13 protein-coding genes are annotated in these 13,783 nt (G+C 68.6%); 3 read left to right on the top strand and 10 right to left on the bottom strand.

Going from position 1 to position 13,783, the window contains the following annotated elements:
* Positions 1-44: 44 nt before the first annotated feature.
* Genes hisH through ACI7YT_RS12075 form a run of 4 tightly spaced genes read right to left on the bottom strand, consistent with a single transcriptional unit; the run spans position 45 to position 2,767 of the window.
* Entirely contained in the window at positions 45-677 is a 633-nt protein-coding gene (hisH, locus tag ACI7YT_RS12060; RefSeq protein ID WP_406245769.1) for an imidazole glycerol phosphate synthase subunit HisH, read from the bottom strand.
* On the bottom strand, positions 674-1,273 hold the full coding sequence (gene hisB, locus ACI7YT_RS12065) for an imidazoleglycerol-phosphate dehydratase HisB (RefSeq protein ID WP_406245770.1): 600 nt from the start codon (positions 1,271-1,273) through the stop codon (positions 674-676). The genes hisH and hisB overlap by 4 nt, the downstream gene beginning before the upstream one ends.
* Entirely contained in the window at positions 1,270-2,361 is a 1,092-nt protein-coding gene (locus ACI7YT_RS12070; protein ID WP_406245771.1) for a histidinol-phosphate transaminase, read from the bottom strand. Before ACI7YT_RS12070 ends, hisB begins: the two co-directional genes overlap by 4 nt.
* A gap of 46 nt (positions 2,362-2,407) precedes the next feature.
* Entirely contained in the window at positions 2,408-2,767 is a 360-nt protein-coding gene (locus ACI7YT_RS12075; protein WP_406245772.1) for a LysM peptidoglycan-binding domain-containing protein, read from the bottom strand.
* Positions 2,768-3,050: 283 nt separating this feature from the next.
* Between ACI7YT_RS12075 and lexA the strand changes: the two genes are divergently transcribed.
* Complete coding sequence (gene lexA / locus ACI7YT_RS12080; protein ID WP_406245773.1) at positions 3,051-3,737, top strand: transcriptional repressor LexA; 687 nt, start codon at positions 3,051-3,053, stop codon at positions 3,735-3,737.
* Between the two features lie 61 nt (positions 3,738-3,798).
* Here lexA and metE read toward each other — a convergent pair whose 3' ends face one another.
* Both metE and ACI7YT_RS12090 read right to left on the bottom strand, forming a co-directional pair.
* The gene (metE, locus tag ACI7YT_RS12085) at positions 3,799-6,114 is read right to left on the bottom strand and encodes a 5-methyltetrahydropteroyltriglutamate--homocysteine S-methyltransferase (RefSeq protein WP_406245774.1); all 2,316 of its coding nucleotides are present in this window, start codon (positions 6,112-6,114) and stop codon (positions 3,799-3,801) included.
* A gap of 22 nt (positions 6,115-6,136) precedes the next feature.
* Positions 6,137-7,087, bottom strand: a complete 951-nt coding sequence (locus ACI7YT_RS12090; protein WP_406245775.1) for a methylenetetrahydrofolate reductase — start codon at positions 7,085-7,087, stop codon at positions 6,137-6,139.
* A gap of 194 nt (positions 7,088-7,281) precedes the next feature.
* Between ACI7YT_RS12090 and ACI7YT_RS12095 the strand changes: the two genes are divergently transcribed.
* A complete protein-coding gene (locus ACI7YT_RS12095; RefSeq protein ID WP_406245776.1) occupies positions 7,282-9,147 on the top strand; it encodes a prolyl oligopeptidase family serine peptidase in 1,866 nt (621 codons plus the stop codon).
* A gap of 3 nt (positions 9,148-9,150) precedes the next feature.
* Here the strand turns inward: ACI7YT_RS12095 and smpB are convergent, their stop codons facing one another.
* From smpB to ftsE, 3 genes are read right to left on the bottom strand one after another with little or no spacing between them, the layout of a single operon-like run.
* Positions 9,151-9,627, bottom strand: coding sequence for an SsrA-binding protein SmpB (smpB, locus tag ACI7YT_RS12100; RefSeq protein ID WP_406245777.1), 477 nt, complete (start codon positions 9,625-9,627; stop codon positions 9,151-9,153).
* 51 nt (positions 9,628-9,678) lie between these two features.
* Entirely contained in the window at positions 9,679-10,593 is a 915-nt protein-coding gene (ftsX, locus tag ACI7YT_RS12105) for a permease-like cell division protein FtsX (protein ID WP_406245778.1), read from the bottom strand.
* Complete coding sequence (ftsE, locus tag ACI7YT_RS12110) at positions 10,590-11,672, bottom strand: cell division ATP-binding protein FtsE (protein ID WP_406245779.1); 1,083 nt, start codon at positions 11,670-11,672, stop codon at positions 10,590-10,592. The genes ftsX and ftsE overlap by 4 nt, the downstream gene beginning before the upstream one ends.
* A gap of 174 nt (positions 11,673-11,846) precedes the next feature.
* Here ftsE and ACI7YT_RS12115 point away from each other — a divergent pair, with 174 nt between their 5' ends.
* A complete protein-coding gene (locus tag ACI7YT_RS12115; protein WP_406245780.1) occupies positions 11,847-12,602 on the top strand; it encodes a DUF2510 domain-containing protein in 756 nt (251 codons plus the stop codon).
* A 62-nt stretch (positions 12,603-12,664) separates the two neighbouring features.
* On the opposite strand, the gene prfB is transcribed toward ACI7YT_RS12115, so the two are convergent.
* On the bottom strand, positions 12,665-13,774 hold the full coding sequence (gene prfB / locus ACI7YT_RS12120; RefSeq protein ID WP_406245781.1) for a peptide chain release factor 2: 1,110 nt from the start codon (positions 13,772-13,774) through the stop codon (positions 12,665-12,667).
* Between the last annotated feature and the right edge of the window lie 9 nt (positions 13,775-13,783).

Consider the following 13,783-nt stretch of genomic DNA (forward strand, 5'->3'; position numbering starts at 1 on the left):
CGGTTCAAAACGATGACGCCAGCGTGACGGCATGCGACACGGGCTCAGAGCGTTGCGACCCAGTTCCGCAGCAGCTGGATGCCGGCCTCCCCGGACTTCTCGGGGTGGAACTGGGTCGCGGACAGAGGGCCGTTCTCGACCGCCGCGAGGAACCGCGAACCGTAGGTCGACCAGGTCAGCGACGGCTCGGGGAACGGCGGCATCACGTCCAGTTCCCAGTGCTGAGCGGCGAACGAGTGCACGAAGTAGAAGCGCTCGTCCTCGATGCCGCGGAACAGCGCACTGCCCTCATCCGGCGTCACGGTGTTCCAGCCCATGTGCGGCAGAACGGGCGCGTCGAGTTCGGTGACGGCCCCAGGCCACTCCCCCAGCCCTTCGGTGTCGATACCGCGTTCGACGCCATGCTCGAACAGCACCTGCATGCCGACGCAGATGCCCAGCACAGCGCGTCCGCCGGCGAGGCGGCGCTCGATGATCTCGTCACCGCCGTGCGCAGCGAGCGCCTGGCGCACCGCGGAGAAGGCGCCGACACCCGGCACGACGAGACCGTCGGCGTCCAGCGCCTCGGATCGGTCGCCCGTGAGCACGGCATCCGCACCGGCAGCGATGAGCGCCTTGACGGCGGAGTGGACGTTGCCGGACTCGTAGTCGAAGACGGCGACCCTGGGGCGGCTCACAGGGCCCCCTTGGTGGACGGGATGCCGGAGACGAGGGGATCCAGCGCCTTCGCCTGGCGGAAGGCGCGTGCGAAAGCCTTGAACTCGGCCTCTGCGATGTGGTGCGGATCGCGGCCGCCCAGGACGCGCACGTGCACGGTGAGGCCGGCGTTGAAGGTGATCGCCTCGAAGGAGTGCCGCACGAGCGATCCGGTGAAGTGCCCACCGATGAGGTGGTGCTCGAAGCCGGCCGGCTCGCCGGTGTGCACGAGGTACGGACGGCCGCTGATGTCGACGACGGCTTGAGCGAGAGCCTCGTCGAGAGGGACCAGCGCGTCGCCGTAGCGCGAGATGCCGGACTTGTCGCCCAGCGCATCGCGGATCGCCTGACCGAGCACGATCGAGATGTCCTCCACCGTGTGGTGCGCGTCGATGTTCGTGTCGCCGGAGGCGCGCACCGAGAGGTCTGTCAGCGAGTGCTTCGCGAAGGCCGTCAGCATGTGGTCGAAGAACGGCACCGACGTGTCGATGTGGCTGTTGCCTGCGCCGTCCAGGTTCAGCTCGAGTTCGACGGACGACTCGGACGTGCTTCGGGTGCGGCTGGCGATGCGGCTCATGAGGCCGATTCTATCGACGCCAGCGCGTCCAGGAACGCCGTGGTCTCGGCCTCGGTGCCGGCAGTCACGCGCAGGTGTCCGGGGATGCCGACATCGCGCACCAGGATCCCCTTGTTGTACAGCGACTGCCACGTCGCCTTCGGGTCGGCCACACCACCGAACAGCACGAAGTTCGACCACGACTCGTGCGGCGTGTACCCGAGCGCTTCGAGCGTCGCGGTGATCCGATCCCGCTGCTCGACGATCTCATCGACCATCGCGAGCATCGTGTCGGCGTTGCGCAGTGCCGCGACGGCGGCCGCCTGCGTGAGAGCGCTCAGGTGGTACGGCAGCCGCACCAGACGCAGCGCGTCGATGAACGCGGGATCGGCCGCGAGGTAGCCGACGCGCGCACCGGCGAACGCGAACGCCTTGCTCATGGTCCGGGAGATCGCCAATCGCGGGCGTCCGTCAAGCAGCGTCAACGCGGAAGGGGCGTCGCGCGGCGCGAACTCCTGGTACGCCTCGTCGACCACGACGATGCCGCGGGATGCCTCGTACACGGCTTCGACGACGTCGAGCCCGAGCGGAGTACCCGTGGGGTTGTTCGGCGAGCACAGCAGGATGATGTCCGGATCGGCGGCGAGCACCTGCTCGACCGCTTCGTCCGCGGTCAGCGTGTAATCCGGCTGGCGGGTCCCCGCGACCCACGTGGACCCGGTGCCCTGCGTGATGAGCGGATACATCGAATAGGTGGGCGCGAACCCGAATGCCGTGCGCCCCGGTCCGCCGAATGCCTGCGCGATGTGCTGGAGGACCTCGTTGGATCCGTTGCCCGCCCAGATCTGGTCTGCGGACAGCGCGTGACCCAGGTACTCGGCGAAGCCTTCGCGCAAGGCGGTGAACTCGCGATCCGGGTAGCGGTTCACGTCGCGCAGCGCGACAGCGATGTCGTCGAGGATGTCGCTGGCCACGGCATCCGGAACCGGGTGGGTGTTCTCGTTGACATTCAGCGCGACCGGCAGCGGCGCCTGTGGAGCGCCGTACGGGGTGAGGCCGCGCAGGTCTTCACGGAGAGGGAGGTCTTCGAGGGAGGTCACCCGTCCCATGCTACCGAGCCGCTCCGGGGCGGCTGCGCCGATGTGACGAACCGTCTCAGTCGGCGTAGACCGTCGGGATCGCGAGCTCTTCGCCGACCATCAGCATGCCGCCCTCAAGCAGGTTCAGCTGCTGCAGCGACTCGATGACCTCACGAGGGTCGGCGCCGGGAGCGATGTCCTCGGCGATCGACCACAGCGTGTCACCCGGCATGACCGTGACCGTCTCGAAGGAGGCCGAGACCTCTTCGCCACCGGCGTATGCCGACCCGCCGCTGAGCGCCGCGAAGGCCAGACCGATTGCGAGCGGAAGCGCTGCGAGAGCCAGCAGCACGCGACGGCCCCTCGCCGTCAGACGCAGACGCGTTGCGGCTGCAGACGGACGAATGGACGGTGCGGTGACGGTGATGCTGCTCATGATCGCTGCTCCTCGTGCTTCCTCTCCCGATCGGGAGACTTTGGCGTAGCGTTCGCATTCCCCACTCGGCCGGGAGTGGGGGATGCGAAGCTACGTACCGAATCTATCTTCGATTTCGAATCTCTGTCAAGCCTTTTTCGAAACCTGATCCTCGAATCCTCCGACACGCTCGAACAGATCTTCCCCGACCGCAGGATCTCGGATACGGTTTCGCTAACGACACCTCACCACGGGCCTCCGACATCGATGCAGGGGCACCCGATCGGTCAACGAAGGAGCAGCCATGAGCGACGCAACAGCCCCCGGCACCGAGGCACCGCGCACTCGTCGACGCAAGAGCCTCAGCGCCAAGCAAATGGCGATCCTCGAGGTCATCCAGACCTCCATCGCACGCCACGGCTATCCGCCGAGCATGCGCGAGATCGGCGACGCCGTCGGCCTGAAGTCGCTCTCCAGCGTCACCCACCAGCTGGGCCAGCTGGAGCTCAGCGGCTACCTGCGCCGTGACCCCGGCAAGACGCGCGCCATGGAGGTACTGATCGATCTCCCCGGCAGCGGCACCGAGAACCCCGCTGATACCGCTCCTCCGGTCGGCGACGCCGCTCTCGTCCCGCTCGTCGGTCAGATCGCGGCCGGCATCCCCATCACTGCCGAGCAGCAGGTCGAGGAGATCTTCCCCCTGCCGCGTCAGCTCGTCGGCAAGGGCGAGCTGTTCATGCTCAAGGTCAACGGCGAGTCGATGATCGACGCCGCCATCTGCGATGGCGACTGGGTCGTGGTGCGCACCCAGAACACGGCGGAGAACGGCGAGATCGTCGCCGCCATGCTCGACGACGAGGCCACCGTCAAGACGTTCCGTCGCCGCGACGGTCACACATGGCTGCTGCCCCGCAACTCGGCGTTCGAGCCGATCCCCGGCGACGACGCCACGGTGCTCGGCAAGGTCGTGGCGGTGCTGCGCGCGGTGTGATCCGCGCCGACGAGAACGGCCGCTCCCGATCGGGAGCGGCCGTTCTGCTGTGCCGGCGCGATCAGACCGCCGCCGACACGTCCTCGCGGACGCGACGGGTGGCCTCGACGATGTTGCGCAGCGACTCGGTCGTCTCCGCGTAGCCGCGGGTCTTGAGACCGCAGTCCGGGTTGACCCAGAGCTGACGGTTCGGGATCTCCGCGGCGGCGCGTCGCAGGAGGGCCTCGATCTCGTCCGTGGACGGGACGCGCGGCGAGTGGATGTCGTAGACGCCAGGGCCGATGCCGTGATCGAATCCGACGGCGGAGATGTCGTCCACGACGTCCATACGGCTGCGCGCCGCCTCGATCGAGGTGACGTCGGCGTCGAGGGCACGAATGGCATCGATGACCACACCGAACTCCGAGTAGCAGAGGTGCGTGTGGATCTGCGTGGCCGCGACAGCGCCACCGGTGGCCAGGCGGAACGAGTCCACCGACCACTTCAGGTATGCCGGCTGATCCGCCTGCTTCGGCGGCAGCAGCTCGCGCAGCGCCGGCTCATCGACCTGGATGATCTCGATGCCTGCGGTCTCGAGATCCGCGATCTCCTCCCGCAGGGCCAGAGCGACCTGGTTGGCGGTCTCCCCCAGCGGCTGGTCGTCGCGGACGAACGACCAGGCCAGGATCGTGACCGGACCGGTCAGCATGCCCTTCATGTGCTTGGCCGTGCGTCCCTGCGCGTACGTCGACCAGTCCACCGTGATCGGCGCTGGGCGCGACACGTCGCCCCACAGGATCGACGGGCGGGTCGCGCGCGAGCCGTAGGACTGAACCCAGCCGTTCTCCGTGACGGCGAAGCCGTCCAGGTTCTCGGCGAAGTACTGGACCATGTCGTTGCGCTCCGGCTCGCCGTGCACGAGGACATCGAGTCCGAGCTCCTCCTGCAGCGCCACGACGCTGTCGATCTCGGCCCGCAGGAACTCCTGGTACTCCGCCTCGGTGATCTCACCGCGTGTGAAGCGCGCACGGGCTCGGCGGATGTCGCCGGTCTGCGGGAACGAGCCGATCGTCGTCAGGGGCAGCGCAGGGAGCCCGAGTGCCTCTTCCTGGGCGGCCTCGCGCTCGGCGTACGAGACGCGCGAGAAGTCGGCCTCCGCCAGCGCACGTGCGCGCACGGCGCCGTCGCGCACGCCGGGTGCGGTCAGACGGTCGGCGAGAGCAGCGGATGCCGCGTCCAGCTCTGCCCGGATCGCCTCGCGTCCGTCGCCGAGTCCACGAGCGAGCGTGACGACCTGCTCGACCTTCTGGTCGGCGAAGGCCAACCAGGAGACCAGGCGCTCGTCGAGCTTGGACTCGTCCGCGACGTCGTGCGGCACGTGCAGGAGCGACGTCGATGTCGAAGCAGCGATCTGCGCCGCGCCGAGACCGCGCAGCGCCTCGAGCTTGTCGAACGCCGCGGCGAGATCGCCGCGCCAGATGTTGTGTCCGTCGATCACACCGCCGACGATCACCTTGTCGGCGAGACCCTCGGCGGTCGCGGGGACCGTACCGCGGACCAGGTCGACTGCGATCGCCTCGACGGGCGCTGCCGCGAGTACGGGGAAGACGGCATCCAGTGCCGCGTACGGAGCCGCGACCAGGATCGACGGACGCTCGGAAGCGCCGCCGAGGACCGCGAGCGAGCGCTCGGCAGCAGCCGAGAGCTGCTCCGTCGAAGCGGGAAGCGATTCGCTGACCAGAGCGGGCTCGTCGATCTGCACCCACTCGGCGCCGGCTGCGCGCAGACGTGCGAGGAGTTCGACGTAGACGGGAAGCAGATCCTCGAGGCGAGACAGCGGATCGAAGCCCTCTGGCGCGTCGTCGGACGCCTTCGCCAGGGCGAGCAGCGTCACAGGACCGACGATGACCGGTCGCGTGACGAAACCGGCTGCTGCGGCCTCGGAGACCTCGCGGACGAGACGGTCGCTGGACAGCGAGAACGACGTCTCCGGACCGATCTCCGGAACGAGGTAGTGGTAGTTCGAATCGAACCACTTCGTCATCTCCAGCGGCGCGCGCTCGCCCTCGCCGCGGGCGACCGTGAAGTAGGCCGGCAGGCCGATCGTGCCGTCGGCGGAGCGCAGGTCCTCGAAGCGCGCCGGGATCGCGCCGACCGTGACCGCGGCATCCAGCACCTGGTCGTAGTACGAGAACGACTCCGGAATGGCGGAGTCCGCACGACCCAGCCCCAGCGACGCGAGGCGCTCGCGGGTGGCGGCACGCAGGCCGGCACTGGTCGTCTCGAGCTCCTGCTCGTCGATCCGCCCTGCCCAGAACGCCTCGATCGCCTTCTTCAGCTCGCGGCGGCGCCCGATGCGCGGGTAGCCGAGGATGGTTCCCTCGGGAAATGCAGTCATGGTGGGTCCTTTCAGGAGGGGTCTAGCGGTGAAGAGCGGGGAGGATGTCTGCCGATTCGAGGACGTTCAGAACGGTCTCGTGCTGGTTGAACGCGTACAGGTGCACGCCGGGTGCTCCGCCGGCGACGACCTCGCGCGCGAGCCGCGCCGCCCAGTCGACGCCGATCTGCCGACGACCTTCGGCAGTCGGTTCGACTTCGAGCGCGACCTGCAGCTCGCCGGGGATCTCCTCACCGGTCAACTCCAGTACGCGGGAGAGCCGCGTCGGCGAGGTGATCGGCATGATGCCGGGGAGGATCGGGATCGTCACGCCGGCACGGCGCGCACGCTCGACGAAGGCGAGATAGTCGTCCGGGTGGAAGAAGAGCTGCGTGATCGCGAACGTCGCACCGGCTGCCTGCTTGGCCAGCAGCGCCTCGACATCCTGCGTGCGATGCGTCGAACGCGGATGCCCCTTCGGGAACGCGGCGACGGCGATGCTCACCTTGCGTCGGGGCGCCACCCGTGCGGCACCGGGGATGCCGGGAACGGGCGATTCCTCGTACGGGGCACGCTCGGCCTGCACCCGGTCGATGAGCTGCACGAGCTGGGCCGCGCTCTCGAGGTCGCCGAGGAACGGCTCCGTCTGCCCGATCGGCGGATCGCCTCGGAGAGCGAGGAAGCTGCGGATCCCGGCATCCAGGAACTCGCGGATGAGCTGGGTGGCACCCGCGTAGGTGTTGCCGACGCAGGTGAGGTGGGCCAGTGGCTCGACGTCGGTGTGGGCGCGGATGTAGCGGAGCACCTCGAGCGAGCGTCCGCCGGTCGAGCCGCCGGCGCCGTAGGTCACCGAGAGGAACGCAGGACCCGCTGCCGCCAGCCGGCGCACCGTCTCGTGCAGTGCGTCCTCGCTGGACGGGGTGCGCGGCGGGTACAGCTCGAAGGAGAACGGCACGCGCGAGGCACCGGCGGTGGTGGAGTCCTCGGAGGACATGTTTCTCTCCAGCTGACAGAACGGACACGGGGCACCAGCGAAGAGCGCTGCGCTTCGCGGGCGGATGCCGGGCTCGGCTGTCGCTCCACGCTCGACGCTCCACGGCGAATGGGGCGTTTCCACGAAGGTAAGGCACGCCGTGATCCCGGCGCATCTGTGTGACGCCATGTGTCGGGCTCTCGTAGGCTCGGATCATGCCCCAGCCGTTCGGTTCCTGGCCCTCGCCCTTCCACGCCGCTGACATCGCGTCGTCCGCTCCCCGCCTGGACGGCGCGCGTTTCGTCGGCGACGAGATCTGGTGGGGCGAATCGGTACCCGCGGAGGGCGGACGCGTCACGGTGCGCAGCTCGACGGGGACCGAGGTGCTGCCGTCGCCGTGGAGCGCGCGTTCCCGTGTCCACGAATACGGCGGTGGCGCCTGGACGGCGGATGCCGACGGCATCCTGTACTTCGTCGAAGCCGGAGGTCAGCAGGTGCACCGGCTCGCGCCCGGCGGTGCACCGGAGCCGCTGACGGCGCCGGGACCGGCGCACGGCGGACTGCGGCTTCAGAACGGACGGCTGCTCGCCGTCCGCGAGGATCTCTCCGGTGTTCCCCATCGGCGGGCGATCGTGGAGATCCCTGTCGACGGATCGGCCGCCGACGATCCGACGGCCGTCGTCGTGCATGCACAGGGGCCCGGATTCTTCGCCCACCCTGCGCTCTCCCCCGACGGATCGCGGATCGCCTGGGTGCAGTGGACCGGCGATCGGATGCCGTGGGAGAGCGCGCATGTGCGCATCGCTCGGATCGGCGGCGGTGAGACCGGCGCACTGCCCACACGAGCGGCACTGCAGCCGGAATGGGCCGACGACGGCGAGCTGCTGTACTCGGACATCCCGGACGACCGCTGGACGCTGCACCGCATCGGCATCGACGGCGTCGAGCCCCTGGGGCGCCCGTCGCCGATCGCGCCGGTCGACGCCGACATCGGCTACGGACTCTGGGTCCTCGGCAACCGGTGGTACCAGCCCATGGCAGACGGACGCATCGTCGCCGTGCGCACGAACGGCCGCGACGAGGTCGTCGTGATCGATCAGGACGGCGGCGCCCGCACGATCGAGGTGCCCTGCGACGGGCACGTCAGCATCGACGACGTCTCCGGCTCGCGGATGCTCGTCACCGGAACGGGCTCGTCGGTCGCGCCTGGTCTGTGGTCGGTCGATCTCGAATCCGGCGCGGTGGACGCGATCGCCGGCGGGACTCCGGTGGACTCCGCCTGGATGCCGCCGGCGCGGCAGATCGTCGTCGACGGAGCGCACGGCCCTGTGCACGCATTCGCCTACGCTCCGGCGAACCCGCAGACCGCAGCGCCCGCCGGCGAACTGCCGCCGTATGTGGTGTTCGTGCACGGCGGGCCGACTGCGCACGTCACCGGCGCCGCCTCCGCGGGTATCGCGTTCTACACGAGCCGCGGCATCGGAGTGCTGGATGTCAACTACGGCGGCTCGACCGGATACGGCCGCGCCTACCGGGAGCGTCTGGACGGCAGATGGGGCATCGTCGACGTGGACGACGTGCTGGCCGCGGCCAGAGGGCTCGCCGATGCGGGCCTGGCCGACCCGGCGCGGATCGCGATCCGCGGGAGTTCGGCCGGCGGCTGGACCGTCCTCAGCGCGCTCGTGCGCGGCGGAGTGTTCGGAGCGGGGATCAGTCGGTACGGCGTCACCGATCTGCGCGCTCTCGCGGCCGATACGCACGATTTCGAGAAGGAGTACCTGAACGGACTCGTCGGCCCCCTGCCGGAGTCGGAGGCCGTGTACATCGAGCGGTCACCGCTGACGAACGCGGACCGCATCGACGTCCCGGTGCTCCTGCTGCAGGGCGCGGACGACCCGGTCGTCCCGCCGTCGCAGTCCGAGGCGATCCGCGATGCTCTCGCGGAGCGCGGCATCGATCACGAGTACGTCGTCTACCTCGGCGAGGGGCACGGCTTCCGCAGCGCTCCGACGATCGTCGACGCCCTGGAACGCGAACTGCGCTTCCTCGGGCGGGTGTTCGGATTCGAGCCGGTGCCGTAACCGCTATTCGCCCACGCGGTTGCGCAGCCGCATCGCGCGCTCGGCCTCACGGGTGTCCTGGCGTTCGCGCAGCGTCTGGCGCTTGTCGAACTCGCGCTTGCCCTTCGCCAGGGCGATCTCGACCTTGGCCCGGCCGTCCGAGAAGTACAGCTTGAGCGGGATCAGCGTGTAGCCGCCGGCCGAAACGGCGTGCTGGAGCTTGTCGATCTCGTCGCGGTGCAGCAGCAGTTTGCGGATCCGCTTGGAGGCGTGGTTGGTCCAGTGCCCCTGGGAGTACTCCGGAATGTGCACGGAATCGAGGAAGGCTTCGTTCCCCTTGATGAACGCGTAGCCGTCGGAGAGGTTCGCACGCCCCTGGCGCAGCGACTTCACCTCGGTGCCGGTGAGCACGAGTCCCGCCTCGTACGACTTCTCGATGTTGTAGTCGTGACGTGCGCGACGATTGGTCGCGACGACCTTCTCCCCGCGTTCCCTGGGCATGGCGCTCTCCTGAATCCGTGTCGTGCGGGCGCACGACAGCCTGTCAGCCTATCAGGTGCGCAGCCAGCGACGAATCGCGAACCCGGCCGACAGCGCCGCCAGCACCACGCCGATCACGATCAGGATCGGCACCACGAACGCGGCATCCTGCATCGTGACCCACGTGGTGATCGACGGGACCCGCCCTCGCAGATAGCCGTCGACGCCGAAGTGCATTCCGGCGAGCACCGCGGCGCTCGCGAGCACCGACCCGAGGAACGCGGCGAACACGCCCTCCAGCACGAACGGCGTCTGGATCACCCTGTTCGAGGCGCCCACCAGGCGCATGATGCCGATCTCCTTGCGTCTCGCGTATGCGGACAGCCGGATCGTCGTGGCGATCAGCAGAACGGCAGCGATCAGCATCAGCGCCGCGATGCCGACGGCGATGTAGGTGGCGACGGTCAGCGCTGAGAAGAGCGGATCCAGATACTTCAGTTGATCGACCACCTCCTCCACGCCCTGCACGCCCGTGAACGACTCAGCGATCACGCGGGACTGCGCCGGATCCTTCAGCGTCACCCAGAAGCTCTGCTGCATCTGGTCCTCGGTGAGGACGCTGGCCTGCTCTTCGCCGACCAGCTCGATCAGATTGGCGTACGCCTCGGCCTTGTCCTCGAAGCGCACACTGCCGATCAACGGCGACAGCGCGTCACCGTCGAGCTCACCCGCCACGACATCTAGCTGCTCCTGCGTCGCCTCGCCGTCCACACAGGTATCGGTCTCCGACACCGGAGAGCACATGTACACGGCGACCTGCGCGCGTTCGGACCAGTAGGCCCGCATGGTGGAGATCTGCTCCTGCATCAGGATCGCCGCTCCCACGAACGTCAGCGACACGAAGGTCACCAGCACGACGGAGATGACCATGGATGCGTTGCGCCGCAGGCCGACCAGGGCCTCGGTCAGAATGAGTCCGATCCTCATGACGTCGGCCCCACTTCGTCGTCGTCCTTGTCCACGAGGCCGAGACGATCGGCCACCCCCACTTCGGCGATGTCGACCTCCGGCAGGACGATCGGATGCGTTCGCGGCGGGGTCGGTTCCGATCCCGTTGCCGTGGCTTGTTCGGATGCCGCCGCCGGGTGCGTCGTCGCCGGGACATCCGGTGCGGCGGCCGGCTCGGTGGCCGGCTCGGCGGGCGGCGTGGTCAGGACGGGGCCGGTGGCCGCTCGGCTCTTCGATTCGCGCATGCGCGCCAAAGTCACAGCATCCAGCGGCGGAATCGATGCCGTCTCGCGCTGGACCTCCTGCACGGCGGTGAGCGCGGCGGCCGCCGCTGCTCCGCGCTGCTGCTGCGGGCCCAGCGCCGGAATGGCCGAGGTGTCGCCGTAGCCGCCATGAACCTCATCGCGGACCATCTCGCCGTCGCGCAGCTCGATCACACGGCGCTGCATCTGATCGACGAATCCCGCCTCGTGGGTCGCCATGAGCACGGTCGTGCCGCCGGCGTTGATCCGGGCGAGCAACTGCATGATCCCGACCGAGGTGGCCGGGTCGAGGTTTCCGGTCGGCTCGTCCGCCAACAGGATCTGCGGGCGGTTGACGATCGCGCGGGCGATGGCGACGCGCTGCTGCTCACCGCCGGACAGCTCGTGCGGCATCCGCTTCTGCTTGCCGTCCAGGCCGACGAGGGCGAGCGCCTCCGGCACGGCCTGCTGGATGAATCCACGGGATGATCCGGTGACCTGCAGCGTGAACGCCACGTTCTGATAGACCGTCTTCGACGGGAGCAGCCGGAAGTCCTGGAAGACGGAGCCGATGTGGCGGCGGAAGTACGGCACCTTTCGGTTCGCGAGCGCGCGGAGGTCGCGGCCCAGCACGGCGACGCGGCCGGTGGAGGGGACCTCTTCCCGCAGGATGAGTCGCAGGCAGGTCGATTTGCCGGAGCCCGAAGCGCCGACGAGGAAGACGAACTCCCCGCGTTGCGCTTCGAAGTCGATGCCCGACAGGGCAGGGCGCTTGGTGCCCCGGTAGCGTTTGGTGACGTTCTCGAACCGAATCATGGCGGTACGAGCCTAAGCGCGCCCGCGTCGCTGCTTGCGAGCGACACCCCACCTGCGCGGGCAGAGGTGCCCCCGCAGATGTCCGACGGGGCTGGTTAGATGGAAGGGGACGCCGGAGGGGCGCGTCCTGCGCCCGTGCCGCGCACAGCAACGGCGCGAGAACTCGAGGACATCATGAGCACACCTGCCGGTTGGTACGACGACGGTTCGGGACGGCAGCGCTGGTGGGACGGCACGAAGTGGACGGAGCACTTCGCGCCAGAGGTCGCTGCCGCAGAGGGCGCACCCGCTGCACCTGGTGCGGAGGCCGCGCCGTACGCGGCCGCAGCACCCGGAGGCCCCTCGGGTCCCGGCGTGAAGACGAAGCCGCACATCCTGGCGTGGATCGCCCTCGGCGTCGCGGCGCTCGGGTTCATCCTCGCCTGCATCCCGGCGACCGTGATCATCGGGCTGATCCTGCTTCCGATCGCCTTGATCCTCTCGATCGTGGCCCTCTTCATGAAGGGCGCGAAGTGGCCGGCCATCACCGGCCTCATCCTCGCCGTCGTCGGCGGGATCATCGGCACGATCGTGCTCATCGTCACGCTTGTCGCGGTCGGAGTGCAGGCCTACGAGGAGATTTCGGACTCGACCTCGTCTTCGGCGCCGCAGGATGAGACCGACGACGATACCTCTGCATCCGGCACCCGCCCGACCGTCGACGAGGTCGAGGACGGGATCGAGGCGTATCTCGAAGCCACCGGTGCCGAGGGCTCCTACACGGACGCCCAGGTCACCTGTTTCGCGGAGGCGTTCGTGGCTTCCGACACCGACGACGCGACGCTCCGCGCCATCGTTGAGGCCGACGGAGACTTCACCGATCTGGAGGCCGCAGAGGCTTTCGCCACCCTGCTCGGCGAGAACATCACGACGTGCGCGCTCGTTCAGTGATGCGCTGACGGATACGAAAGCGGCCCCGGTGATCCACCGGGGCCGCTTTCGTATGAGACGGATCAGTCGTCGTCGCGACGCTTGCGCCACCGGATGCCGGCCGAGATGAACCCGTCCAGGTCGCCGTCGAAGACCGCAGCGGGGTTGCCGGACTCGTGTCCGGTGCGCAGATCCTTGACGAGCTGCTGGCCGTAGAGGAAGTACGAGCGCATCTGGTCGCCCCAGCTCGCGGTGATGTTCCCCGCGAGCTCCTTCTTCTTCGCCGCTTCCTGTTCCTTCTGCAGCAGCAGCAGGCGGGTCTGGAGGACGCGCATCGCGGCGGCGCGGTTCTGGATCTGCGACTTCTCGTTCTGCATCGACACGACGATGCCGGTGGGCAGGTGGGTGATGCGCACCGCCGAGTCGGTCGTGTTGACGGACTGGCCACCGGGACCGGAAGAGCGGAACACGTCGACGCGGATGTCGTTCTCGGGGATGTCGACCTCTGTGGCCTCTTCCATCAGCGGAATGACCTCGACGGCTGCGAACGACGTCTGCCGCTTGTCGGCGGAACCGAACGGGCTGATGCGGGCGAGACGGTGCGTGCCGGCCTCGACCGAGACGGTGCCGAAGGCATAGGGCGCGTCGATCTCGAACGTCGCGGACTTGATGCCGGCGCCCTCGGCGTACGACGTGTCCATGACCTTGACCGGGTACTTGTGCCGCTCGGCCCAGCGCAGGTACATGCGCATCAGCATCTCGGCGAAGTCGGTGGCGTCGTCGCCGCCGGCGCCGGAACGGATCGTGATGATCGCGCTGCGCTCGTCGTATTCGCCGTCCAGCAGCGTCTGCACCTCGAGCTGGTTGATGAGCTCGGTGAGCGCCGTCAGTTCGCTGCGTGCTTCGAGCGCGGATTCCTCGTCGCCCATCTCGTTTGCCAGGTCGATGAGGACCTCGAGATCGTCGAGCCGCTGCGCGATGCCGGTGATGCGCGCGAGCTCGGACTGGCGGTGACTGAGCGCGCTGGTCACCTTCTGAGCGCGCTCGGTGTCGTCCCAGAGATCAGGTGCACCGGCCTCTTCGCTGAGTCGCGCGATCTCATCGCGGAGACGGGAGACATCGACGACCTCGCTGATGTCGCCGAAGGTTTGCCTGAGCGCCTGGATTTCGGCGGAAAGATCGAGTTCGAGCATGACACCCCA

It is taken from the genome of Microbacterium sp. M (assembly GCF_045181065.1).
Taxonomy (GTDB): Bacteria; Actinomycetota; Actinomycetes; order Actinomycetales; family Microbacteriaceae; genus Microbacterium.

Coding starts and splice junctions, on each gene's coding strand:
- prfB (WP_406245781.1), bottom strand. CDS start 13,774: ATGCTCGAACTCGATCTTTCCGCCGAAATCCAGGCGCTCAGGCAAACC.
- hisB (WP_406245770.1), bottom strand. CDS start 1,273: ATGAGCCGCATCGCCAGCCGCACCCGAAGCACGTCCGAGTCGTCCGTC.
- smpB (WP_406245777.1), bottom strand. CDS start 9,627: ATGCCCAGGGAACGCGGGGAGAAGGTCGTCGCGACCAATCGTCGCGCA.
- ftsE (WP_406245779.1), bottom strand. CDS start 11,672: ATGATTCGGTTCGAGAACGTCACCAAACGCTACCGGGGCACCAAGCGC.
- ACI7YT_RS12115 (WP_406245780.1), top strand. CDS start 11,847: ATGAGCACACCTGCCGGTTGGTACGACGACGGTTCGGGACGGCAGCGC.
- ftsX (WP_406245778.1), bottom strand. CDS start 10,593: ATGAGGATCGGACTCATTCTGACCGAGGCCCTGGTCGGCCTGCGGCGC.
- ACI7YT_RS12090 (WP_406245775.1), bottom strand. CDS start 7,087: ATGTCCTCCGAGGACTCCACCACCGCCGGTGCCTCGCGCGTGCCGTTC.
- ACI7YT_RS12070 (WP_406245771.1), bottom strand. CDS start 2,361: ATGGGACGGGTGACCTCCCTCGAAGACCTCCCTCTCCGTGAAGACCTG.
- ACI7YT_RS12095 (WP_406245776.1), top strand. CDS start 7,282: ATGCCCCAGCCGTTCGGTTCCTGGCCCTCGCCCTTCCACGCCGCTGAC.
- lexA (WP_406245773.1), top strand. CDS start 3,051: ATGAGCGACGCAACAGCCCCCGGCACCGAGGCACCGCGCACTCGTCGA.
- metE (WP_406245774.1), bottom strand. CDS start 6,114: ATGACTGCATTTCCCGAGGGAACCATCCTCGGCTACCCGCGCATCGGG.
- ACI7YT_RS12075 (WP_406245772.1), bottom strand. CDS start 2,767: ATGAGCAGCATCACCGTCACCGCACCGTCCATTCGTCCGTCTGCAGCC.